The sequence below is a fragment of the Idiomarina sp. MD25a genome, assembly GCF_001870515.1.
Lineage (GTDB): Bacteria > Pseudomonadota > Gammaproteobacteria > Enterobacterales > Alteromonadaceae > Idiomarina.
This window is the reverse complement of the sequence record NZ_MDGT01000004.1, coordinates 37,715-60,779: the sequence shown is the minus strand read 5'-3', so window position 1 is coordinate 60,779 and position 23,065 is coordinate 37,715. Positions and strand designations below refer to the sequence as shown.

The following is a 23,065-nucleotide window of genomic DNA, read 5'->3' as shown; positions in this document are numbered from 1 at the left end:
TGACCTCACCCTATTACAGAGAGGCTATCTTAGCGTGCTGCTGCTTGAGTTGAGCTAACGCTTCTTCAGCTTCTGCCAGCTTCTCACGTTCTTTAGCAATGACGGCCTCAGGTGCTTTACTTACGAAGTTTTCGTTACTGAGCTTGCCGCTTAGGCGCTTTTGCTCTTGCTCGGCTTTTTGCAGAGCTTTATCGAGGCGTTTTAACTCGGCTTCTTTGTCAATTAAGCCAGCCATAGGGATGTGCAACTGCATACTATCGACAAGGCTTGTCATACTCGCTGGCGGCTCATCGCCTTCATCCAAGTAGTCGATCTGCTCGAGCTTAGCTAGACTTTGCAAGAATGTTCTGTTGGTTTCAATACGCCCCCGCGCCATCTCATCATGATGAGATATTAGCAACGGTAATGGTTTGTTAGGCGATAAATCCATCTCACCACGGATATTTCGGATCGCCAAGATCACTCGTTTTAACCACTCCATATCCTGCATCGCTTGCTGATCGACATCGGCATTTGCCTGTGGGAACGGCTGCAACATAATCGTTTCGCCCTCAACCCCGGCCAACGGTTTGACACGATGCCAAATAGTCTCGGTGATATAAGGCAACACAGGATGCAGTAGTCGTAATAGTTGCTCGAGTACGGTGACCAAGGTACGGCGCGTGCCACGTTGCTCTGCTTCAGTACCATTGTTAAGTACGGGCTTGGTTAACTCTAAATACCAGTCGCAGAACTGGTTCCAAGTGAACTCGTAAGCAATCGCTGCGGCTTGGTCAAACCGATAGGTATCGAGTGCATGACGGAACTCTTTAACAGTGTGGTTGAAGCGCGCAATAATCCACTCATCTGCGAGCGATAAGTGATAGTCTTCACCCGACTGGCCGCAATCATGTTCTTCAGTGTTCATCAATACATAGCGGCTAGCGTTCCATAACTTATTACAGAAGTTACGATAACCCTCGAGACGTTTCATATCCCAGTTAATATCGCGACCCGTCGAAGCCAGCGCAGTCAGAGTAAAACGCAACGCATCGGTACCATGTGCAGCGATGCCTTCAGGGAACTGTTTGCGTGTTGCTTTAGCAATTTTCTCGCGCATTTTAGGTTGCATCAGATTAGCGGTACGCTTTTCGACTAATGCATCAGCGCTAATGCCGTCGATCATGTCTAATGGGTCCAGTACGTTACCTTTCGACTTAGACATTTTCTGGCCTTCTTCATCGCGAATAAGACCAGTGACATAGACCTTTTTGAAGGGGACCTGGGGCTGACCATTTTCATCTTTTAAGAAGTGCATGGTCATCATAATCATGCGCGCAACCCAGAAGAAAATAATATCAAAACCGGTGACCAGCACATCAGTCGGGTGGAACGTTTTTAAATCGTCAGTCTGCTCTGGCCAACCTAGCGTCGAGAAAGTCCAAAGCGCAGAGGAGAACCAGGTATCGAGGACATCATCATCTTGAGACAATTTGATGTCGCCTAGGTCGTTTTCTTTGCGCACCTCTTCCTCAGAGCGTCCAACATAGACGTTACCTTGTTCGTCGTACCATGCTGGAATGCGGTGTCCCCACCACAATTGACGTGAAATACACCAGTCCTGGATGTCACGCATCCAACTGAAGTACATATTCTCGTATTGTTTGGGTACGAACTCGATGCGACCATCTTCAACAGCTTCAGTCGCCTGTTTAGCTAATGATTCAACACGCACATACCACTGATCAGTCAAATGGGGTTCAATTGGTACGCCGCCGCGGTCGCCGTAAGGCACCTTGTTGGTATGCTTCTCAATCTTATCGAGGAGCTCGAGCGCTTCAAACGCTGCGATAATTTGTTTACGTGCTTCAAAGCGTTCAAGCCCTGCAAACTGTTGAGGCAGTTCACCCTTAAACTCACCAAGCGACTCAACCGCTTCGCCTTTGCTCGTATACAAACCCGCAGTACTTAAAACATGTGCCGTATCATCAAGCACCGCAATCATGCCCAGTTCGTTACGCTTACCGATTTCATAGTCATTAAAGTCGTGAGCAGGGGTGATCTTAACGCAGCCAGTACCGAATTCACGGTCGACGTAGTCATCGGCAATGATCGGAATTCTGCGACCAACGAGTGGCAACTCGATGTGCTTGCCGACTAAGTGTTTGTAACGCGCGTCTTCTGGGTGAACGGCAACACAGACATCGCCGAGCATCGTCTCGGGACGAGTCGTTGCGACGACTAAATAATCTTTACCATCTTCCGTTTTCTCTCCATCCGCTAGCGGATAACGCAGATGCCAGATGTGACCCTGCTGCTCTTTATTTTCAACTTCGAGATCGGAAATTGCCGTTTGTAACTTTGGATCCCAATTGACCAAGCGCTTACCACGGTAAATAAGACCTTCTTTGTGAAGCTTTACAAAGACCTCTAGCACTGCTTTAGACAGACCTTCATCCATCGTAAAACGCTCGCGATCCCAGTCGACAGAATCACCTAAACGACGCATTTGTGAGGTAATAGTGCCGCCAGACTCTTGCTTCCACTCCCAGACTTTGTCGATAAACGCTTCACGACCTAAATCGGCGCGACTTTTTCCTTCTGCTGCGAGTTGACGCTCAACAACCATTTGGGTTGCAATGCCCGCGTGGTCAGAGCCGACCTGCCATAATGTGTTTTTCCCGTCCATCCGCTGATAGCGGGTCAGGATATCCATAATGGTGTGTTGGAACGCGTGACCCATGTGCAAGCTACCTGTCACATTGGGGGGCGGGATCATAATTGAGTATGCATCACCTTCGCCAGAAGGCTTAAAATAGCCTTTGCTTTCCCACGTTTGATATAACGATTCTTCAATGTCTTTAGGAGAGTACGTCTTGTCCATAATGGCCTTAATTGTGCTTTGCTGTTAACGGCTCGGTGCGCATTTGGCATCCGCGAGCACGATAATGTTTGTATCGCTCTCGTGCGACGGCTTTTTCATCTTCGGGCGCCGGCACAAGGTCAAAAATATGTTGGCTGCGTTGTGCAATCTCTGGCACTTGGCTTGCCAAGTTAAACAGAGCCATGCCTGTACGCGGTTGTTGCTCTGACTGACGCCACGAGAGCGTCACCGGCGCACCGTTCGGCAAGGCTTCACCTACTAACGCATGGGGGATAAACCCATCGGCAGGCCGCTGCCATAACAGTTCATCGAACAGTTCGGCCTGCTGCTGATCCTCGCATACCACAAGCAATTTGCGATACTGACGAAAAAGATCGGCGATTTTATCGCAAATCAGGTTATTTTTCTCGTCTTCGTCGGTCGTTTGTACTAAAAAAAACGTTGCACTGGGCATAACTAGTCGTTTGCATCCACTTGTTGGCAGCGGTTGATCAAAAACTGGCTAAGCAAGGGGACAGGGCGGCCAGTCGAACCTTTATTAGCGCCACCACTCCAGGCGGTGCCCGCGATATCCATATGCGCCCAGTTATATTTGCGCGTAAACCGAGATAAGAAACAAGCGGCAGTAATGGTGCCGGCTTCTTTACCGCCAATGTTTTGCATGTCAGCGAAAGGGCTATCCAATTGCGATTGGTATTCGTCCCACAGTGGTAAACGCCATGCTTTATCGCCACTTTGCGACGCCGCATTTAAAATTTCGCTGGCTAATGGGTTGTGCTGACTTAACACTGCTGAGGCGTGTGAACCCAACGCCACTACGCAAGCGCCGGTTAAAGTCGCCAAGTCGATAACAAGCTCTGGCTCAAAGCGCTCAACATACGTGAGCGTATCGCATAAGACCAACCGGCCCTCAGCATCGGTATTCAGCACTTCAACGGTTTGGCCGCTCATGGTGGTGATAATGTCACCCGGTCGATATGCTTTACCATCGGGCATGTTTTCGCAGCCGGCCATCACACCAATCACGTTAATAGGTAACTGCATTTCAGCCAGCGCTTGCATCGCACCAAATACGCCGGCAGCGCCACCCATATCGTATTTCATTTCGTCCATATTGGCAGACGGTTTGATTGAAATACCACCTGAGTCAAAGGTCAGTCCTTTACCGACTAATACTATAGGCGCCTGGTCGTCAGCGGCTCCTTTATAGTGCATCAGTGTAAGTACTGACTCATGCTCAGAACCACGACCCACGGCTAGGTAAGCATTCATACCGAGCTCGGCCATTTCCTTCTCCTCAACCGTGGTTACTTCCAGTTGAGCGTATTTTTCTGCCAAGGCATGGGCTTGTTCGGCCAAATAGCGCGGCGTACAGATGTTAGGCGGCATATTGGCAACGTCACGACATTTATCCATACCTGCGGCAACGGCTAAACCGTGGTTAATCGCCTGCTCACCAATGGTTAATTCTTTGCGACTCGGTACGTTAAATGTGAGTTTGCGTAATGGCCGACGCGGTTCCTCTTTTTTGGTTTTCAGCTGATTAAAACTATAGATCGTTTGGTGAGCAGCTTCGACCGCCATACGTACTTTCCAATAAGTATCACGGCCTTTTACATGTAACTCACTTAAGAAACAAACCGCTTCCATTGAGCCCGTTTCGTTTAGTGTATTAATCGTCTTAGCTATAATCTGCTTATACTGACGTTCATCAAGCTCGCGCTCCTTACCACAACCGACTAGCAATACGCGTTCTGCGAGTACGTTAGGGACATGATGAAGTAAGAGCACTTGACCGGTCTTGCCTTCTAAGTCTCCTCGTCGTAAAAGGTTACTAAGATACCCTTCACTGACGTTATCAAGTTGTTCTGCGACACCGGATAATCTCCGCGGTTCGAAGACACCCACAACGATACACGCGGAACGTTGTTTTTCTGGGTTGCCACTTTTTACGCTGAACTCCATGGACTGTGCTCCTATTTCGGTAGGCCGCAAGGACTGCTATAGTTAGCCTAATAAACAAATTTGTTGTTAAAATAACAAGTTTACTTAAAAATCACAGCTATTCCAGTAAAAACCAACGTTATGAGTCGAGCAACGTGCGCATTTTTAAATATTTGATTGCTGAGACATTAAAGTCTCAAATCGCGGTATTGGTTGTACTGATGACGATATTTGTCAGTCAAAAGTTTGTTCGCGTACTGTCGGATGCGTCAGAAGGCGATATTCCTAGTTCTATTATTTTTCAGTTGTTATCACTGAATCTACCAGCATTACTGGCACTGATTATTCCATTGAGCTTATTTCTGGGCATTTTATTGGCACACGGACGCATCTATGCAGACAACGAAATGACGGTATTACATGCCTGTGGCGTCAGTGAGTGGTATGTGACTCGAGTGACACTGGTTGTTGCGGTGATACTGGCTTTATTGACTGCGGCGTTGACTATGTACGTTGTGCCTTGGTCGTTGGAGCAAGAGCAAAAAATTGAGGACAAGGCTCGCGCGGATAGTGGATTAACAGCCCTTATTCCGGGGCGCTTTCAACAGTCTAGTAATGGTAAAGCGGTCATTTTTATCCAAAGCCAAGATGATCAAGGTGATTTGCAGAATGTATTTGTGGCTCAGCATCAGGCAGAGCAAGGACGTATTCGATCGGGTAGCGTGGTAGTTTCAACCTCCGGCGAAGTGAATACTGAAAGCTCTGGCTCTCAGTGGTTAGAGCTACGCGACGGCAAACGCTTTGCAGGCGATGGTGAACATTACCAGTTGATGAGTTTCGAACAGTATAGGTTGCAAATCAAAGAGCAGCCTGTAGACGAACAGTTACGAGATCTAGAGGCTTATTCTGTCAATGAGTTGTGGCAGGAACAATCAAATGCGGCAGCGGCCGAGCTGCAATGGCGTATAGCAATACCTCTGGCGATGCCGTTATTGACGCTTATTGCTGTTCCGTTAAGCCGGGTCAATCCGAGACAAGGTAAATTCGCCCGAATGGCGCCGGCTATTTTAATTTATCTAGGGTATTTTCTTGTTCTAATGGCTGCCAAATCGGCGGTTCGTGATGGTGTTATCCCAACGTATATTGGTCTTTGGTGGATTCACGTTGCATTATTAGTTTTTGGCATTGCGCTATTGAGTCGTGCACGGCCTGTCGGGTTAAGGTTTTGGGCGCACCTTATGTTTTGGCGTCAGCGTAGTCGGGGGGTGTAATAATGTTTAGTATCTTAGACCGCTACATTGGTGCCACTGTTCTTAAAACCTCGCTAATGAGTCTAATCGTACTGACGGGACTTTCGGGGTTAATACGTTTTGTCGAGCAGCTCAAGTCGGTTGGACGAGGGAACTATGAAGTACTAGATGCTGCGCTTTTTGTGTTTTATAGCATTCCCCGTGATATTGAAGTGTTCTTCCCAATGGCCGCTTTGCTCGGTGGGTTAATTGGTATGGGCGTGCTGGCGAGTAATTCAGAACTGATTGTGATGCAGGCGGCTGGGCGTTCCAAATTGAATATCGCAGGAGCCGTTATGAAAACAGCGATCATTATGATGATTGCTGTGATTGCTATTGGCGAATGGGTTGCGCCGCCGATGGAAGCTAAAGGTCGACTAATCCGTGCACAAGAAATTTCCGGTGGTAGTCTTATCTCCGCTCAACGTGGCGTTTGGGCAAAAGATGGCGATGACTTTATTAATATCTCAGAAGTCGAGGATACCGGACGTTTGAATGGCGTGCTGATTTATGACTTTGACGGAAAGCAACAACTTGAAAAAGTAACCTATGCGCAAACGGCTGTTTATCGCAACGAAGCGTGGCGTTTAAACCAAGTCGTAGAAACACAGTTGACTGAACAAGAGGTGATTGAAAAACGGTTTGCATCGACCGTATGGCGCCCAAGTTTGACGCCCGATAAACTGGGTGTCGTGACTACTAAGCCTGAATCGTTATCTATCACTGGGTTAATCGACTACTTGACCTATCTCAAGGCCAATGAGCAATCAGCACAAAGGTACGAATTAGCGTTATGGCGGAAGTTGTTATCACCATTGACCGTAGCGGTGATGCTTTTGGTTGCTTTGTCCTTTATCTTCGGCCCGTTACGCGAGACAAGTATGGGCGCGCGAATTTTGCTGGGCGTTATTACTGGGTTTGCTTTTCACGTGAGCAATGAAATTTTCGGCCCCCTTGCTCAGGTATACCAAGTCCCTGCGGTGCTTGGGGCCTTACTTCCAAGTTTAGTATTCGCTAGCGCTGCTGTTTTTATTATGCAGCGCAAAAGCTAAAGTTCTTTCCAGTAAAAGAGTTGGTTCGCTTCTTTCGAGAGTGTAACCAGCTCTGTTTTCGCTGCATAGTCCTGCCAGGCTCGGCGGTTTTTGAAGTCAACTAACACCCACAAATGACCTAAGCCAAAACAACAGGTTAATAATCGCAGGGCGACTTGCTTGTGAGTCAAGCGAGAGCCATCACGTTGCTGCAGCTTTAAACGCCAAGCGCGCATACCCACCGTCTGACCGGAAGTTTTCCAGAAATAACCGAAGAATAGCGCCAGCACTGCTAATAAAAATAGACTGAGCCAAGGACCCTGGTCGATAAATTCCGCGTGATCCATTCCTTCTGGTAAGACGACCCAACCGAGGCTGGTAGCTATTGCGGCCGCTCCCAATGCCAACCCTGTGGCGAGCATGATCATTGCACAAGCGACTAAAAAGTCATAAATCCAAGCCGCCAAACGACGTAAAAAATTTGCTGATGGAAAACTAGCATGCAACTTTTGAGCTTCTGTAGGCATAATTTTATCCGTAACTACCTGATGAGCGCGCCAGTTTACCATGACCCGAACGCGGGCGCAGTAGGGCGGTTCGGTTAAGGAATGAGCAAACGAGCGCAAATCGGAAAAAATTCTGCAATATTTGCTTGATTAGAACAATGTCATGGGTATAATCCCACCCGTCGACCAAGACAACCTATCTTATGCCGAGGTGGCGGAATTGGTAGACGCAGTGGATTCAAAATCCACCGCTGGTAACAGCGTGGGGGTTCAAGTCCCCCCCTCGGCACCAAGCTTCTGTTTATGTTAGTTCATCGAATCCATCAATAGCTATTACGGATCTAATCCTGGAACTTCTTCAGGCAATTCTTTTGGATCGACACATTTCTCACTTAAGAACACTCGCCGCCAACCATCATCTTTGAAGTTATGAATTAAAACAGGCATGCGCAAACCGTAGCGGTATTTAGACTTTCTTAATTAAATATTCCAGTCTTGCTTGTATTTTCTAGTGTTGAAAAATTAATCTGTTGCTATACTCTTAATCATATTACTTAATTGAGAGTTAGTTATGCCACATGTAAAAGTGTTAGCTGCGGGTTTTGTCATACTGCTTTGCAGCGGATGCTCAACGACATCCGATTCACCCGATTATTTCAAAGCAGCCGTTTTAACGGGCTTGTCCCAAACAATTGAACGTCAGCAATATGAAGATAACCTGATGGCCAATCCACGCAGTTCCGACTTCAGTGGTGAAGCAGTCTCTGCAGGTGTCGAAGCATTTTCATTTTGCATGTGGTTTAGTTGCGATGAGGATAACTACCAGTTAAAAGAAGTACCGACCGATCGTGATGAGCATCGTATTAAATTTATAGAGCTCAATCCTAACGACCGATCGGTATTAGAGTTAGAAGAGTTTAAATAGGCTTACGACTTTTTCAGATCGAAGCGATCAAGTTGCATCACTTTAACCCATGCATTGATAAAGTCGTCGACGAACTTTTCTTTCGAGTCGTTAAGCGCATAGATCTCAGCAACGGCGCGTAACTCGGAGTTTGACCCAAAGATTAGGTCGACCGTCGTTGCGGTGTACTTTTGCTCTCCTGTAGCGCGGTCACGACCAATATACAGTGATTCGTCGTCTTTTGATGGCTCCCATTGGGTGTCCATGCTTAACAAGTTAACGAAGAAGTCGTTGTTGAGCGTGCCGGGTTTATCTGTAAAAACACCGTAATCGGTACCTTTATAATTAGCACCCAAGCTGCGTAAGCCGCCGAGTAGCACGGTCATTTCTGGCACGGTTAAGTCGAGCGTGTCGGCTTTATCCACCATCATTTGCGCAGGATTCAAACGACTCTCTTCGCTGTAGTAGTTTCGAAAAGCGTCTGCTGTGGGTTCCAAGAATTCAAATGACTGCACATCGGTCATCTCTTGAGTTGCATCAGCGCGTCCTGGAGCGAACGGTACAGTGACTTGATATCCTGCATCCGCCGCCGCTTTCTCGATCGCTGCAGCACCTGCTAGTACAATGGTATCTGCTAGAGATACTTGCTTATTACCAGAGAGCGATTTATTGAACTCAGCGCGAATGGCCTTAAGTTCATTAAGTACTCGTTTGAGCTCCTCAGGGTTGTTTGCTTCCCAATTGATCTGTGGCTCTAATGCAATACGTGCACCATTAGCACCACCACGCATATCTGTGGCACGGAAGCTTGAAGCCGCTGCCCAAGCAGTGCGAACAAGCTCTTGTACCGTCAAATCGCTTGCTAAAACCTGGTTTTTCAGTTCGGCGATTTCGCTGTCATTAATCAACGTGTAATTGATCTCAGGGATTGGATCTTGCCAAATCAAATCGTCTTTAGGTGCTAAGTTGCCTAAATAACGTGCTTTAGGTCCCATATCGCGGTGAGTTAACTTAAACCACGCTTTAGCAAAGGCGAGCTCAAACTCCTCAGGATTTTCCTGGAAACGTTTTGCTATTTTGCGGTACTCAGGGTCAAACTTAAGCGAAAGATCCGTGGTAAACATAATAGGTGCGTGGCGTTTACCCTCGACATGCGCATCGGGAACCATATTAGCGCCTTGACCGTCTTTCGGTATCCATTGAATTGCACCCGCTGGGCTGCGGGTTTGTTCCCACTCAAAGCCGAACAGGTTATCAAGGTATTGGGTGGTCCATGCGGTTGGGTTCACTGACCAAGCCCCCTCTAGACCACTGGTAATGGTATCTTCGGCATTACCTTTTCCACACTTGTTGTTCCAACCGAGACCTTGTTGCTCTACTGGCGCCGCAGCAGGTTCAGCGCCAAGGCATTCTTCTGGTTTGTGCGCTCCATGCGCTTTACCAAAGGTGTGACCACCAGCAATCAACGCCACGGTTTCTTCGTCGTTCATCGCCATACGACCAAAGGTATCACGGATGTCTTTAGCCGCCAGTAATGGATCAGGTTTGCCGTTAGGACCTTCAGGATTGACGTAGATAAGCCCCATTTGCACGGCTGCGAGTGGGTTCTCTAACTTGCGGTCACCCTTGTAGCGCTTATCACCTAGCCATTCTGTTTCGGGTCCCCAATACACAATATCGGGCTCCCAAGCATCCTCACGACCACCCGCGAAACCATAGGTTTTAAAGCCCATCGATTCGAGAGCCACGTTACCGGTGAGCACCATGAGGTCAGCCCAGGAAATATTACGACCGTATTTTTGTTTAACTGGCCATAGCAGGCGACGTGCTTTATCGAGACTGACGTTATCTGGCCAACTGTTTAGCGGCTCAAAGCGCTGTTGTGCACCGGCTGCACCACCGCGACCGTCTTGAACTCGATATGTCCCCGCACCGTGCCAAGCCATACGAATAAAGAAAGGGCCATAATGACCATAATCTGCAGGCCACCAATCTTGATCAGATGTCATTAGCGCTTCGATATCTTTTTTAACCGCTTCGAGATCAAGTGAATTAAAGGCTTTGGCGTAATCAAAGTCTGCGTCTAATGGGTTTGATTCAGGACTGTGTTGGCGAAGAGGTTCTAAGTTAAGTTTGTTTGGCCACCAGAAACTGTTTTCTTTTGCCTGCTCAGTTTGCTGCATGTTGTTGTGGTAGTCATGACCCTGCTGAGCCATCGCTTGACCTGATAGTGTGAGCGTTACTGCAGCCGACAAAATTGAGATACTAAAATGTTTTGTGATGTTCATTTTGTTAACCTCGTGTTAATTAATAATGGTTCATCGGGAAGTAATATAGACTAGTTTTATGAATTTATCTTGCTGTTATATATTCTAAAAAGCGATTAAGATAATCGTTTAATTAGCACATTTATTCTTTAGACGCGTGATCAAGTCGGTTTCTCTCAGCGCGTGTGTATTCCCGTTCAATATTTAGTATGCTATTTAAACTATTTAATTTGTTATGAGGTTCTAGTGGTCAAATTTCGACTCTCCGGAGTGGTGGGGGCTTTAGTCAGCGCACTCCCTATGCTAAGTGCTCAGGCGCACGATGGTATCGAACGTATTTTAGTCTCTGGGCATCAAGCCAATTTATTGGGGCAGTCGATGTCGGCCTCCGAGGGGGTCTTGGGGCAGCCCGAAATTGAAATTCGTCCGATGCTACGAACAGGCGAACTGATGGAGCTTATACCCGGCATGAGTGCGACTCAGCACAGTGGCAGTGGTAAAGCCAACCAATACTTTTTGCGTGGTTTTAATTTAGACCATGGTACTGATTTTGCTACCTATGTTGATGGCATGCCGGTTAATATGCGTAGCCACGGGCATGGCCAGGGTTACACGGATATTAACTTTTTAATCCCCGAAATTATTGCGCAAGTGACTTATCAAAAGGGCACTTATTACGGTGATGTCGGTGATTTTTCGGGAGCAGGAAGCGTGGGCTTTAGTACGCAAATGACCCGACGCAATGGTATCGCTTCAGTGACCCTAGGTGAGGATAATTACCAACGTGCGCTAATAGCTGACAGTGTCAATTCGGGAAGCCGGAATGCAACCTTGTATGCATTTGAGTATCAAACTTACGATGGACCGTGGTCAGATATCGACGAAGATGTTGATAAGCTTAACGGTGTTCTGAGGCATAGTATTCGTCTAGACGACGGTGTTTTGACACTCGGAGCCATGGGTTACCACAATGAGTGGAATAGTGCTGACCAAATTCCAGCTCGTGCAGTGCAGTCGGGGTTAATTAATGAACTTGGTTCGATCGATCCCACGCTCGGCGGTAAAACACATCGGTACAGCCTCAACGCTATTTATACAACAGCTGACTACGCGCTAAGTGCTTACGCCATTGACTACGGTTTGTCGCTCTTTTCTAACTTTACATACTACCTTGATGACCCAATCAATGGCGATCAATTTGAGCAGGTCGATGATCGAATGATTTATGGTGCCTCAGGTAGTTGGCATATTAATAATAATTTCACGGTTGGTTTTGATACGCGTTACGACGATATCGGTGAAGTGGGGCTGTATAAAAGTGAAGCACGCGAGCGTATCGGTGCAGTGCGCAGTGACCGCGTTGATGAATGGAGCGTTGGCTCGTATGTGACGCACGATTATCAATGGACAGGGCGTTTGCGTAGTACTGTGTCTCTGCGTTACGACTACTTTGATTTTGACGTCGCGAGCCGACTCCAACAAAACGTTTACGACGTGACATTGACGCACAACAACGGACAGGAATCTGATGCCTTGTGGTCATTAAAAGGCAGCCTTAATTATCTGCTACTTGATGATATGGAAGTGTACCTTTCAGCGGGTCAAGGCTTCCACTCGAACGATGCTCGTGGCACGGTAACGCGTATTGATCCTAATTCCGGCGATCGTGTTGACCCCGTTGATCCATTAGTTCGTGCATTAGGCTACGAGGTCGGCATGCGCTGGCGGCCAAGTAATCAGTTTAATAGCTCAGTTGCACTTTGGGCGCTTGAGCAGGACAGTGAGCTACTTTTCGTTGGGGATGCAGGTAATACTGAAGCAAGCCGGCCCTCATTCCGCCATGGTATCGAATTAGCCGCGTATTATAACGTCAATGACAACCTGAGTTTTGATCTTGAATACGCCTACACTGATGCTGAGTTTGATGATGCGCTTGCTGATAAATATATCCCCGGAGCGGTTGAGGATATTCTACAACTTGGTGCAACACATCGTTTTGGTGACAATTGGCTTTCGACTTTACGCGTGCGCTACATTGGTGAGCGTCCTCTGACAGAGGATAACAGCGTACGCTCGGATAGCTCGACCGTCGTCAACTTTTTGCTTGCTAAGCAATGGAAGAATTGGTCAGCACAGGTTCAGGTACTCAATCTATTAGACAGTAATGATCATGATATCGACTATTACTATGCCTCGCGTCTTCAAGGCGAGCCAACAACCGGCGTAGAGGATTTACATTATCATGTCATGGAACCCAGAACGGTGCGGTTCGAACTGAGTTATACCTTTTAAGTGTGACAGACTTATATAAGTGATGGGAAAAAATAAGGCGGCAAGGCCGCCTTATCTTTTTGACTATGATTAATCATTGAGGTGTGAATGATTCACCGCTGAAATGATTTCGGCAAAAGTCGATGCTGAGTGATAGATATTCACAGACTCTCCGGTAACCTGTGCAATCCGCAATGATGACACGACGCCACGAATCGAGCCTGCTTCGAATACCAATAAAAAGTCGCGGCCTGCTGATTTAAGTGTTGCAGCGGTATCGCCGATACGAGCTTTCTGCAACTGTTTATACTCAACTTGTGGCAATTCATCGAGCTTTCTCATCAAGTCACCGACAGTAAGGTCTGCCCAGGGCAACTGAGTAGACTGACTAACTTGCATCGCATGACGGCTATGAAACTCGCGCAGCGCAACCAAGCCAACAATTTGTTCGTTGCTGTTAACGACACAAGCGTAACGAACCTTCGCGGAATTCATTAGTTGTTCGGCGCGGTCAAGGCTGGTGTTTGACCGTAATAATAACGGATCATGACGCTCGAAGTCGTCGAATACATGTAGGGCATTGGCATGCCAATCACAATTAAACGGATCGCGAGCTTGCGAAGAGAGTGATACGGCATCACCATGAGATACTGATTTAAGTGATTTAAACTCAGTCATAACGTACTCCTTAATTCCAAAAAAATAGTTGTAAATACAGCGGAATTAAAGCGTTTTAGGTGGTGCTCTGAGTTGGGGACGAATAAATTCCACCTCGGCAACATACCGAATGATGGACTGAACTCGCTCATCAGCTAGTGAAACAGAGGGGGTAAAGCTCTGGCTTGTAATGGTAGGCGAGTGATCAGACTGCTCCGAACCGATATCGTTCGCGCCAGAGGTTTGAATAATGCCTTGGCAGTGTTCGGCGTGATAGACCGATAACTCATGGTTGGATGAGACACTCTGAACACTGTGCGCACTTAAAGAGGCCATCGCGGGTTGCGCGAGTAGCGTTATCGTGACAACAAGTAGAGCAAAAAATTTCCGATACATCTTAGCGTTCAGCTCTCAACTAATTTAACTTACAACTTGTGCAAACAATATGGATTCACTTAAGCAACTATCAAATCAATAATGCTTACACTGATAGGTTTATACCTATTTAGAGGAAAACACAAGGAATTAGTTCAATGCAACTTTCTTTATATCAAGTTGATGCCTTTACAGAAACCGTCTTTGGTGGTAACCCCGCGGCGGTAGTGCCGTTACTAGAGCAGCCAGTACCCGATGAAAAACTTCAGAGAATAGCAGAAGAGAATAACCTATCGGAAACCGCCTTTCTCTCATCAACGTTAGCGCATGACGAATTTGATTTACGTTGGTTTACGCCGGCAGCTGAGGTTGATCTTTGCGGCCATGCGACGTTAGCCGCCGCGTTTGTGGTATTTAATCATTTGCGTCCAGATATTTCGGAAGTACGTTTTAACACGCGTAGCGGTACTTTAATCGTCACGCACACCTCATCTGGAATGATGATGAACTTTCCTGCTACGCAACCCCAACCTATTGCACCCGATCCTTTTGTCAGCCGCGGTCTAGGCTGCGAACCGCAAGAGCTACTACTTGGCTTTGATCATATTGCAGTGTTGGAGAGTGTCGAACAGGTGCAAGCTTTATCACCTGACTATAACGAATTAAAGAAGCTTGATTCTCGTGGTGTGGTCGCCACCGCGGCTGATGGGGACGGGTTCGTAAGTCGGTGCTTTTTTCCAAAGTTAAACGTTAATGAGGATCCTGTGACAGGTTCTGCTCACTGCCAACTTGCGCCACTTTGGAGTAAGCGTCTACAAAAATCTTGCGTGACGGGAAAACAGCTATCAGCTCGAGGTGGGCGTGTTATTTGTGAGGTTGATGGTGATCGCGTGAAGCTTTTTGGACAGGCGGTTGAATATTTGCGAGGAACGATCACGATTTAGTGGTTGGACCATGCTTAAATAACACGTTATAACAGAGGGTATACATCCAGCGCATATTTTACATGAGGTTAAAATATGCGCTGATGATTTAGACTAATCACATGCGAATAAAGCAGTCTCGCTAATGTGGCAATAACAATAACTTAAATTCACAAGGAAAGCGCGATGAGAACCTATAAAACCTCACTGCTCTACCGAGCTATGCTAATTGCGGGCGTGGTCGCACTGGGCGGTTGTAACTTTAGTAATGAAGTTGCTGAATACCAAGCTCCTGAGCCACCACCCGAGCCCGATTATAGTAGCCCACTACCCGACCAAGAGCCTTTATCTACGTTTGACGATGATGATGAGCTCAGCGCAGATATTCGCTGGACTACCTACGGTGTTCCTTATGTCAAAGCTGACAACTTAGAGAGTTTAGGTTTTGGTGTCGGTTTTGCGTTTGCTAACGATAATATTTGTATTTTAGCTGACCAAATCGTTAAATTTAACTCACAACGTTCAATGTACTTTGGCCCTCATAATCCAATTGGCTCAAGTAACAATCAGAACTTGATTGACGATTTTGGGTTTCTCGCGCTGGGTATTCGCGAAAATGCCGAGCAAGGTTTCGATACACTCAGCGAAGAGTCACAAGCTCTACTCACCGGCTACGCCGCGGGCTATAACCAGTACCTTAATGAAACCGGCGTAAATAACATCGACCCAACGTGTGCTGGACAACCTTTTGTACAAGAGATTACGCCAGTTGATTTGCTTACTTATGCTCAGGGGGTCGCGTTACTACCTGGGGCGAGTAACTTTACTGGGGCTGTGTTTGTTGCGGCGCCACCTAATCAAAACTATATGCCACAACCTGTCGCTGCAAATCAGCAAGTGATGACGTTGGATCCTGTTCACATTGAAATGCCAGAGCCAAACCCAACTGAAATGGGATCAAATGGTTGGGCGATAGGGTCGGAATTATCGGCAACCGGTCACGGTATGGTGTTGGCGAACCCTCACTTTCCACATACTGGCAATCAGCGGTTTTGGCAGTTTGGAACGGAAATTCCAGGTGAGTTAAAAGTGGTTGGTGGCTCGCTATCAGGCATGCCGGGCATCGTCAATATCGGGTTTAACGATCACGTTGCGTGGACACATACATTCTCCACTGCGAATCGTTTCGTTGTTCATCAGTTGGCGTTGGATCCAGAAGATGAAACAGGCACCCATTACATGGTTGATGGTGAGTCTGTTCCTATGACGACAAAAACGCATCAAATCCAAGTGAATACTGGTAGCGGTTTAATTACACTAGAAAAAACCAGCTATCACAGTGAGTTCGGTACTATCATTAAGGTGCCGAATTCGCCATTAACTTGGGGTACAGACCCTTACGGAAAGGACGTTGCCTACGCCATTTATGATGCCAACCTGCCGAACTTTGAGATTTTTGATCATTGGTTAGCAATGAACCGTGCACGTAATATCGAGGAGTATCGTCAATCGTTTGTCGATTATACCGGTACGGTATTTAACAACGCCATGGCTGCCGATGAAGATGGTGACGTGTTCTTTACGGACGGCTCGTCTGTTCCTAACTTAAGTGATGACACCATCGCGCAATGGCAAGGTAATGCTGTGTTACAAGGGATCAGTTCGTCTGCGGGCTTCCCTGTGGTGCCAGGCACCTCAGCAAGTCATAAAGCCGATGGCAAGATGCCGTTCAGTAAAGCGCCACAATTGCTGCGCAACGACTTTGTACAAAATTCTAACGATAGCTTTTGGCTAACTAATCCTGACAACCCGATTGAAAACGTGTCGCCGCTGTGGGGACCGATTGGTAACCAACAGTCTTTGCGCTCACGCTTAGGGCAAAAGATGTTGGCTGAAGGTGGTTCGGTTGATGGGCTATTTAGTCGCGAAGATATTGCCAACAAACTGTTAAGTAACCGTGGTTTCTTGGCTGAAGCAATCCTCGATGACCTTGTAGCGCTGTGTACGGCACAAGGTGAAACCCCCGTTAATACGGCCGCTGGCGCTATGAGTGTTAAGCCGGGTTGTGATGTTCTTGCACAATGGGATGGCACGATGAATAAAGAGAGTGTCGGTGCGGTGTTGTTCCGAGAGTTTGCCTCGGAATGGTCGCGCAATCCGCAGTGGCAAGTACCTTACGATGCCTCGCAACCGCTTACAACCCCCAGCGGTTTGAAGAAATCAACAGCGGCCCTGACGCTATTAGGCAATGCTATGGCGCGTATTCAGTCGGTAGGTTTGTCGATTGACGCCCCGTTGGGCGAGGTTCAATTCGTTGAGCGCGCACTGCCCGATGGAACGCCGAGTGGAAACCGCCTGCCATGGGCGGGAGCCAATAACATTGAGGGTGGTTTCAATGTGTTCCGCGCGAATACAGGCTCAGATGGTACGATTTATCCGCGCTTGATTTATCCACAAGTGGAAGGATCAAACCTAGCGGCCAATGGTGCTGGCTATCATATTAGCTATGGCTCGAGTTGGATGTTCACTATGGAGTTCACAGAGGATGGCCCTCAGGCACAGGGTTTATTGAGTTACTCTCAGTCCCGCAACATCTTATCGGATCACTACCTCGATCAGACTCAGTTGTATTCGCAGGAGCCACAGTTGCGCCCGATTTGGTTTGATGATGCCGATATTGATGACAACGTTATCGAAGAGCGAACAATTACTCAGTCGCAGGCAAATTAAAGTGACACCACAAGACCCCAGCTTCGGCTGGGGTTTCTTTTTTCTGTCACTGACAATATCGCTTATAAAGCGTATACTGCATGCATAGTAGCCGATATTTACTTCCAACTTAAAAGAGATCTTATGTCAGAAACAGATTCGAACGACCAACACACCCCAACCTACGAGGTTGAAATACCAAGCAGGGAAGAGTTGCTTGAGTTGGTACAGAAGCAATCAAAGCCTGTTTCGTTTGATGAATTTGTAAGTCATTTCAAGCTCAGTGATGAACGCCAACAAGTGGGCATCAAACGTCGCTTGCGAGCGATGGAGCGTGACGGTCAGTTAGTGTATACAAAGGCCAATAGCTACGGGTTACCCGACCGCATGCAACTGATCAAAGGGCGTATCATCGGTCATCGCGAAGGTTTTGGTTTTTGTCAGCCTGAAGAAGGTGGCGGTGATATCTTTATTCCTCATCACCAAATGTACTCAGTGCTCCATGGTGATGTGGTACTGGTTAAAGTGTCAGGCCAAGATCGCAAAGGTAAGCGCGAAGGTCGTGTGGTACGAGTAATCGAACAGCGTGACAATAATATTGTTGGACGCTACTTTGTCGATCATGACATGGGCATTGTGGTGCCCGACGACAGTCGTATTAATCAAGACATCCTGATCCCCCCGCAGGCAAATGCGGGTGCACGTCATGGTCAGTTGGTAGTAGTGAAAATTACCCGACGACCGAATAAACGCACTAGTCCGATTGGTGAAATTACCGAAATTCTTGGCGACCATATGGCACCAGGAATGGAAATTGAAGTCGCTATTCGTGAGCATGACATTCCTAATGAATGGCCTGAAGGGTTAGATCAAGAACTTAATAAAATAGCTGATGAGGTGCCTAAGCAGGCGTATGAAGGTCGAATCGACTTACGCGACTTGCCACTGATTACTATCGACGGTGAAGACTCGCGTGACTTTGACGATGCTGTATTAGCGATGCCCGAAGATGGAGGCTGGCGCTTGTGGGTTGCCATCGCCGATGTATCTTACTACGTGAAGCCTAATACGGTGCTCGACCAAGAGGCGTGGAACCGCGGAAACTCGGTTTACTTTCCTAATAATGTGATTCCGATGTTACCGGAAAAGCTATCTAACGGTTTGTGTTCGCTCAACCCTAATGTCGACCGATTGTGTATGGTTGCAGAAATCGAAGTAGGGCCGCGCGGCAAGTTGAAGTCATCACGTTTTTATCCAGCCGTGATGAATAGTCACGCTCGTCTTACCTACACTAAGGTCAAACAAATTTTAGAGGGTGATGTTGAGCTACGCGAGCAATACAAAGATGTGTTGAGCAATGTCGAATCATTACATAGCTTATACAAGGCGCTGGCCTCCGTTCGCAAAAAGCGTTCTGCAATTGAGTTTGATACTCAAGAAGTGCGCTTTATATTCAACGCGCAACGTAAGATTGAACGGATTGAACCCGTGAAACGTAACGTGGCGCACAAAATTATCGAAGAATGCATGATCGCGGCCAATGTGGCAGCTGCTAAGTTGGTTGAGTCAGACGACGATATTAATGCGTTGTTCCGAGTCCATGAGCCGCCGGCAGACGAGCGTTTAACTAATTTTCGCAGTTTCTTGGGTGAATTAGGGCTTGAGCTGGGGGGAGGTGAAGAGCCTACGCCAACAGACTTTGGTAAACTATTGTCGGAAGTCGAAGAGCGACCCGATCGGGGGCTGATCGAGACAATGTTGTTGCGCTCTATGCAACAGGCGGTTTACCAGCCAGATAATGTTGGACACTTCGGTTTGGCGTTAAAGTCTTATTCACACTTTACGTCACCGATTAGACGTTACCCTGACTTGATTCTGCACCGTGCGATTAAAGCTATTTTGAAACGTCGCGGTGAGTACAAAGGTGCGTTAACAGGGGCATGGTCCTATGATGACACTGGCCTTGATGACTTGGGCGTACATTGCAGCCACACCGAACGACGTGCGGATGATGCGACGCGACAAGTAGATGAGTGGCTCAAATGCGAATTTATGCAAGACCACATTGGTTCAAGTTTCTCGGGTGTTATCGCCGCAGTGACAAACTTTGGTTTATTTGTGCGGCTTGACGAGTATCAAATCGATGGGCTAGTGCATATTAGTAATTTAGGCGACGACTACTATCAGTTTGATAACACCAAGAATATGCTGATTGGCGAAAATAGCCACCGCGTATTTAGGTTAGGCGATAAAGTGGATGTGCGGGTTAAACAAGTCAATTTGGATGACCGCAAGATTGACCTTGAGTTACTAAGTGCCGAGAGCCCCTCTGGCAAATCGCGTATGCCTAAAGGTCATAAAGATCAGCAACGTAACTCGAAAAAGGGTGATAAAAACAACCGTGGCAAACGCTCCAATAAGCGCAAGTCGTCAAACAAAAAGCCGTCAGGTCAAAAAAATAGCCGCGGTCAAGCAAGCAGTAAAGGACGTAATAAGTCATGAGTCAAAAGGTTACAGTGTTTGGGTTGCATGCCGTTCGTTCCGTGCTTAAGCAGCACCCGGAGCGACTCATTGAGCTATTTGTTTCTCGCGAACGACAAGATGCTTCAGTAGCGGAGGTCATCGGTCAAGCAGAGGCCATCGGCATTCGCCCACAATGGATTCCAAAGCAAGCGTTGGATAAACGCGCAGAGTTTGGTAACCATCAAGGGGTCGTTGCGACAATAAAAGCCACGCCACCATTGAACGAGAATGACTTTTCGAGCTTGATAGAAAAAGCGGGAGGGCAGCCGTTATTCTTAGTCTTGGATAATGTCACTGATCCACATAATTTAGGTGCATGCATGCGTACTGCAGATGCTGCTGGCGCGACTGCAGTCGTCGTACCTAAGGATAAGTCAGCACAAATTACACCGACGGTTAGGAAAGTGGCTTGTGGTGCAGTCGACAACATCCCATTAGTGGTGGTGACGAATTTGGCGCGTGCGCTACGCACCTTGCAAGAACTTAATGTGTGGGTGATTGGTACAGCTGGGGAAGCCGAAAAGTCACTTTATCAGATTGACTTTAAAGGTCCTGTGGCGTTGGTAATGGGTGCTGAAGGTAAAGGCATGCGTCGTTTAACGCGCGAAACCTGCGACGAATTGGCATCTATTCCGCTTGATGGTTCGGTGAGTAGCTTAAATGTGTCTGTTGCCAGTGGTGTTTGTCTTTTTGAAGCGGTGAGACAACGCAATGCCGATTAGTCGTCGTTTACTGCCTATTATTATTGCCTTGGCTCTTATCGGGTTACTTTTCCTTAGTTGGACGCCAAACTGGAATGAAACCACCTTTGTGCGCTCGACCAAGCCTTATGTCAGCATTAATTATGAATCGAAAACTGATGAAACAGTTGTAAATCAGGTTATTGAAGATTTGCGTAATCGGTTCGATGTGCGTCATGAATGGCACATCGAATCGCTCGAAAATGCTGAATACGCTATCCGTATCGAAGTGGCCAAAGTAGATGAATCGCTGACCTTGCAAGCCGATATTAGTCAATCGGGTAGCCCGCTTGATAGGGTTATCGTGCGGGGCCCTGAAGGTGTAAAAACTGAGTTAGCAGGACGCTTAGTATCGTTGGTTACCGACGAAGTGAGCGCTGCCCATCAAGCCTCTCATCCTGAAGCGAGCGATTATTAATCATTGCACTTTGCATGAAATTTAGTTAAACTCGCGCGGCTCAAATCAGCCGTTTTATCTTTTTATTTAGAGTATTCCTTGCTTCTATGTCAGTTTGGCTGAACTGAACAGAGGCTACTGAACCAAAAGGAAACAGTAATGCGTCATTACGAAATCGTATTTATGGTCCATCCAGACCAAAGCGAGCAAGTACCTGGCATGATCGAGCGTTATAGCGAAACGATCAAGCAAGGTGGTGGCCAGATCCATCGTCTAGAAGACTGGGGTCGCCGTCAACTAGCTTACCCAATCAACAAGCTTCATAAAGCGCACTACGTGTTGCTAAACATTGAAGCGAACGCAGAAGTTGTTGACGAGCTGGAAACAGCCTTCCGTTTCAACGACGCTGTTTTACGTAACCTTGTTATGCGTAAAAAAGAAGCGATCACTGAACCATCTCCTTTAACTAAAAAGGAAGAGCGTAAAGGTGATAGCGAAGCCGCTTAATTGAGGTTTTGCTCCTTTAGCAACTATGAATCGACTTCATTTAACTGGACACGTTTGTAAACCTGCTCGACTTGAAAAAAGTCCGTCAGGTATTGAGCACATCCAATTCTCTCTTGAGCACCGCTCAATGCAAGCAGAAGCAGGAATGAGCCGACAATCATTTGTTCGTTTACAAGTCATCATGAGTGGCGAAGGGCTTACGCACTGGTTGGATAAATTGACGGTGGGCAGTGAAGTACATACTGAAGGTTTCTTGCATCGTCACGAAGACAAGCAAGGGTTAGCCAAGCTAGTTCTTCACGCTCAGCATCTAGAAATGATTTAAGGAGGCCATAATGGCTCGTTTTTTCCGTCGCCGTAAATTCTGCCGTTTTAAGGCTGAAGGCGTAAAAGAGATCGATTACAAAGACATCGCTACGCTAAAAAACTACATCACTGAATCTGGCAAGATCGTTCCAAGCCGTATCACTGGAACTTCAGCTAAGTATCAGCGTCAGTTAGCACGTGCTATCAAACGTGCTCGTTATTTGTCTCTGCTTCCATACACTGATTCACATCAGTAAGTTAGCACGGACTCGGATACCAAGATTTAGAGGTAGCGAAAATGAATGTCATCTTATTAGATAAGATCGCTAACCTAGGTAGCTTAGGCGACCAGGTTGCTGTTAAGTCAGGTTACGCGCGTAACTTCTTGTTCCCACAAGGTAAAGCGGTTCCTGCAACTAAAGAAAACGTTGAACTTTTTGAGCAACGTCGTGCTGACTACGAAGCTAAATTGGCAGACCAATTAGCTGCAGCTCAAGCGCGCGCTGAGAAAGTAAATGCTTTGGAATCTGTTACTATCGCTTCTAAAGCGGGTGACGAAGGTAAACTATTTGGCTCTATCGGTACTCGCGATATCGCTGACGCAATCACTGCGGCAGGCGTTGAAGTGAAGAAGAGCGAAGTACTTATGCCTAACGGCACTTTGCGTGAAGTAGGTGAGTTCGAACTTGAACTGCACTTGCACGCAGACGTTTATGCAAATATCACTGTTAAAGTGGTTCCAACTGAGTAATTTTTGATTCAGTTGTGAAAAAAGCTGCCTTAGGGCAGCTTTTTTTTTGCCTGCTTGTAAACCTAGGCTCGCGTTAACTCGACTAACTCTATAAATTAGCTA

At 47.1% G+C, this 23,065-nt stretch carries 20 protein-coding genes and 1 tRNA gene; 14 read left to right on the top strand and 7 right to left on the bottom strand.

The window, feature by feature from the left end:
• Nucleotides 1-13 precede the first annotated feature (13 nt).
• The 3 genes from BFR57_RS10545 to pepA are packed head-to-tail and all read right to left on the bottom strand — an operon-like array spanning nucleotide 14 to nucleotide 4,828.
• Nucleotides 14-2,863, bottom strand: a complete 2,850-nt coding sequence (locus BFR57_RS10545) for a valine--tRNA ligase (protein ID WP_071463966.1) — start codon at nucleotides 2,861-2,863, stop codon at nucleotides 14-16.
• Nucleotides 2,864-2,870: 7 nt separating this feature from the next.
• The gene (locus BFR57_RS10540) at nucleotides 2,871-3,317 is read right to left on the bottom strand and encodes a DNA polymerase III subunit chi (RefSeq protein WP_006956975.1); all 447 of its coding nucleotides are present in this window, start codon (nucleotides 3,315-3,317) and stop codon (nucleotides 2,871-2,873) included.
• Nucleotides 3,318-3,319: 2 nt separating this feature from the next.
• Nucleotides 3,320-4,828 (bottom strand): leucyl aminopeptidase, encoded by a 1,509-nt coding sequence (pepA, locus tag BFR57_RS10535; RefSeq protein ID WP_071463965.1) that lies wholly within the window; start codon nucleotides 4,826-4,828, stop codon nucleotides 3,320-3,322.
• A 134-nt stretch (nucleotides 4,829-4,962) separates the two neighbouring features.
• Between pepA and lptF the strand changes: the two genes are divergently transcribed.
• Nucleotides 4,963-6,078 carry an LPS export ABC transporter permease LptF gene (gene lptF, locus BFR57_RS10530; RefSeq protein ID WP_071463964.1) on the top strand — a complete coding sequence of 372 codons (1,116 nt, stop codon included), beginning with the start codon at nucleotides 4,963-4,965 and terminating at the stop codon, nucleotides 6,076-6,078.
• A 2-nt stretch (nucleotides 6,079-6,080) separates the two neighbouring features.
• Nucleotides 6,081-7,148, top strand: coding sequence for an LPS export ABC transporter permease LptG (lptG, locus tag BFR57_RS10525; RefSeq protein ID WP_071463963.1), 1,068 nt, complete (start codon nucleotides 6,081-6,083; stop codon nucleotides 7,146-7,148).
• On the opposite strand, the gene BFR57_RS10520 is transcribed toward lptG, so the two are convergent.
• Nucleotides 7,145-7,654 (bottom strand): RDD family protein, encoded by a 510-nt coding sequence (locus tag BFR57_RS10520; protein ID WP_071463962.1) that lies wholly within the window; start codon nucleotides 7,652-7,654, stop codon nucleotides 7,145-7,147. The genes lptG and BFR57_RS10520 overlap by 4 nt on opposite strands.
• A gap of 184 nt (nucleotides 7,655-7,838) precedes the next feature.
• On the opposite strand from BFR57_RS10520, the gene BFR57_RS10515 reads away from it, so the two are divergent.
• Both BFR57_RS10515 and BFR57_RS10510 read left to right on the top strand, forming a co-directional pair.
• Nucleotides 7,839-7,925: transfer RNA gene (locus BFR57_RS10515), tRNA-Leu, on the top strand.
• A gap of 279 nt (nucleotides 7,926-8,204) precedes the next feature.
• Nucleotides 8,205-8,558, top strand: a complete 354-nt coding sequence (locus tag BFR57_RS10510) for a hypothetical protein (protein ID WP_071463961.1) — start codon at nucleotides 8,205-8,207, stop codon at nucleotides 8,556-8,558.
• A gap of 2 nt (nucleotides 8,559-8,560) precedes the next feature.
• On the opposite strand, the gene katG is transcribed toward BFR57_RS10510, so the two are convergent.
• Nucleotides 8,561-10,825, bottom strand: coding sequence for a catalase/peroxidase HPI (gene katG, locus BFR57_RS10505; RefSeq protein WP_071463960.1), 2,265 nt, complete (start codon nucleotides 10,823-10,825; stop codon nucleotides 8,561-8,563).
• Between the two features lie 279 nt (nucleotides 10,826-11,104).
• On the opposite strand from katG, the gene BFR57_RS10500 reads away from it, so the two are divergent.
• Nucleotides 11,105-13,096: a TonB-dependent receptor gene (locus BFR57_RS10500; protein ID WP_071463959.1), complete on the top strand. Its 1,992-nt coding sequence runs from the start codon at nucleotides 11,105-11,107 to the stop codon at nucleotides 13,094-13,096.
• A 69-nt stretch (nucleotides 13,097-13,165) separates the two neighbouring features.
• On the opposite strand, the gene BFR57_RS10495 is transcribed toward BFR57_RS10500, so the two are convergent.
• Together BFR57_RS10495 and BFR57_RS10490 are read right to left on the bottom strand one after the other, a co-directional pair.
• The gene (locus BFR57_RS10495; protein ID WP_071463958.1) at nucleotides 13,166-13,753 is read right to left on the bottom strand and encodes a CBS domain-containing protein; all 588 of its coding nucleotides are present in this window, start codon (nucleotides 13,751-13,753) and stop codon (nucleotides 13,166-13,168) included.
• A 45-nt stretch (nucleotides 13,754-13,798) separates the two neighbouring features.
• Nucleotides 13,799-14,128 (bottom strand): hypothetical protein, encoded by a 330-nt coding sequence (locus BFR57_RS10490; RefSeq protein WP_071463957.1) that lies wholly within the window; start codon nucleotides 14,126-14,128, stop codon nucleotides 13,799-13,801.
• 137 nt (nucleotides 14,129-14,265) lie between these two features.
• Here BFR57_RS10490 and BFR57_RS10485 point away from each other — a divergent pair, with 137 nt between their 5' ends.
• From BFR57_RS10485 to rplI, 9 genes are all read left to right on the top strand, one after another.
• A complete protein-coding gene (locus tag BFR57_RS10485; RefSeq protein ID WP_071463956.1) occupies nucleotides 14,266-15,051 on the top strand; it encodes a PhzF family phenazine biosynthesis protein in 786 nt (261 codons plus the stop codon).
• A gap of 165 nt (nucleotides 15,052-15,216) precedes the next feature.
• Nucleotides 15,217-17,760 carry an acylase gene (locus BFR57_RS10480; protein ID WP_071463955.1) on the top strand — a complete coding sequence of 848 codons (2,544 nt, stop codon included), beginning with the start codon at nucleotides 15,217-15,219 and terminating at the stop codon, nucleotides 17,758-17,760.
• A gap of 123 nt (nucleotides 17,761-17,883) precedes the next feature.
• Entirely contained in the window at nucleotides 17,884-20,241 is a 2,358-nt protein-coding gene (gene rnr / locus BFR57_RS10475; RefSeq protein WP_071463954.1) for a ribonuclease R, read from the top strand.
• The gene (gene rlmB, locus BFR57_RS10470) at nucleotides 20,238-20,984 is read left to right on the top strand and encodes a 23S rRNA (guanosine(2251)-2'-O)-methyltransferase RlmB (RefSeq protein WP_071463953.1); all 747 of its coding nucleotides are present in this window, start codon (nucleotides 20,238-20,240) and stop codon (nucleotides 20,982-20,984) included. The genes rnr and rlmB overlap by 4 nt, the downstream gene beginning before the upstream one ends.
• Nucleotides 20,974-21,420: a hypothetical protein gene (locus tag BFR57_RS10465; protein WP_071463952.1), complete on the top strand. Its 447-nt coding sequence runs from the start codon at nucleotides 20,974-20,976 to the stop codon at nucleotides 21,418-21,420. The genes rlmB and BFR57_RS10465 overlap by 11 nt, the downstream gene beginning before the upstream one ends.
• Before the next feature lie 138 nt (nucleotides 21,421-21,558).
• Nucleotides 21,559-21,906 carry a 30S ribosomal protein S6 gene (gene rpsF, locus BFR57_RS10460; RefSeq protein WP_006956990.1) on the top strand — a complete coding sequence of 116 codons (348 nt, stop codon included), beginning with the start codon at nucleotides 21,559-21,561 and terminating at the stop codon, nucleotides 21,904-21,906.
• A 25-nt stretch (nucleotides 21,907-21,931) separates the two neighbouring features.
• Complete coding sequence (priB, locus tag BFR57_RS10455; RefSeq protein ID WP_006956989.1) at nucleotides 21,932-22,231, top strand: primosomal replication protein N; 300 nt, start codon at nucleotides 21,932-21,934, stop codon at nucleotides 22,229-22,231.
• Between the two features lie 10 nt (nucleotides 22,232-22,241).
• Nucleotides 22,242-22,469 carry a 30S ribosomal protein S18 gene (gene rpsR / locus BFR57_RS10450; protein WP_006956988.1) on the top strand — a complete coding sequence of 76 codons (228 nt, stop codon included), beginning with the start codon at nucleotides 22,242-22,244 and terminating at the stop codon, nucleotides 22,467-22,469.
• 41 nt (nucleotides 22,470-22,510) lie between these two features.
• Nucleotides 22,511-22,963 carry a 50S ribosomal protein L9 gene (rplI, locus tag BFR57_RS10445; protein WP_071463951.1) on the top strand — a complete coding sequence of 151 codons (453 nt, stop codon included), beginning with the start codon at nucleotides 22,511-22,513 and terminating at the stop codon, nucleotides 22,961-22,963.
• The last annotated feature ends 102 nt before the right edge of the window (nucleotides 22,964-23,065 follow it).

Bases quoted from the DNA above. Each gene is read 5' to 3' on its own strand.
- BFR57_RS10545 (WP_071463966.1), bottom strand. From the start codon at position 2,863: ATGGACAAGACGTACTCTCCTAAAGACATTGAAGAATCGTTATATCAA.
- BFR57_RS10540 (WP_006956975.1), bottom strand. From the start codon at position 3,317: ATGCCCAGTGCAACGTTTTTTTTAGTACAAACGACCGACGAAGACGAG.
- pepA (WP_071463965.1), bottom strand. From the start codon at position 4,828: ATGGAGTTCAGCGTAAAAAGTGGCAACCCAGAAAAACAACGTTCCGCG.
- lptG (WP_071463963.1), top strand. From the start codon at position 6,081: ATGTTTAGTATCTTAGACCGCTACATTGGTGCCACTGTTCTTAAAACC.
- BFR57_RS10520 (WP_071463962.1), bottom strand. From the start codon at position 7,654: ATGCCTACAGAAGCTCAAAAGTTGCATGCTAGTTTTCCATCAGCAAAT.
- BFR57_RS10510 (WP_071463961.1), top strand. From the start codon at position 8,205: ATGCCACATGTAAAAGTGTTAGCTGCGGGTTTTGTCATACTGCTTTGC.
- katG (WP_071463960.1), bottom strand. From the start codon at position 10,825: ATGAACATCACAAAACATTTTAGTATCTCAATTTTGTCGGCTGCAGTA.
- BFR57_RS10500 (WP_071463959.1), top strand. From the start codon at position 11,105: ATGCTAAGTGCTCAGGCGCACGATGGTATCGAACGTATTTTAGTCTCT.
- BFR57_RS10495 (WP_071463958.1), bottom strand. From the start codon at position 13,753: ATGACTGAGTTTAAATCACTTAAATCAGTATCTCATGGTGATGCCGTA.
- BFR57_RS10490 (WP_071463957.1), bottom strand. From the start codon at position 14,128: ATGTATCGGAAATTTTTTGCTCTACTTGTTGTCACGATAACGCTACTC.
- BFR57_RS10485 (WP_071463956.1), top strand. From the start codon at position 14,266: ATGCAACTTTCTTTATATCAAGTTGATGCCTTTACAGAAACCGTCTTT.
- BFR57_RS10480 (WP_071463955.1), top strand. From the start codon at position 15,217: ATGAGAACCTATAAAACCTCACTGCTCTACCGAGCTATGCTAATTGCG.
- rnr (WP_071463954.1), top strand. From the start codon at position 17,884: ATGTCAGAAACAGATTCGAACGACCAACACACCCCAACCTACGAGGTT.
- rlmB (WP_071463953.1), top strand. From the start codon at position 20,238: ATGAGTCAAAAGGTTACAGTGTTTGGGTTGCATGCCGTTCGTTCCGTG.
- BFR57_RS10465 (WP_071463952.1), top strand. From the start codon at position 20,974: ATGCCGATTAGTCGTCGTTTACTGCCTATTATTATTGCCTTGGCTCTT.
- rpsF (WP_006956990.1), top strand. From the start codon at position 21,559: ATGCGTCATTACGAAATCGTATTTATGGTCCATCCAGACCAAAGCGAG.
- priB (WP_006956989.1), top strand. From the start codon at position 21,932: ATGAATCGACTTCATTTAACTGGACACGTTTGTAAACCTGCTCGACTT.
- rpsR (WP_006956988.1), top strand. From the start codon at position 22,242: ATGGCTCGTTTTTTCCGTCGCCGTAAATTCTGCCGTTTTAAGGCTGAA.
- rplI (WP_071463951.1), top strand. From the start codon at position 22,511: ATGAATGTCATCTTATTAGATAAGATCGCTAACCTAGGTAGCTTAGGC.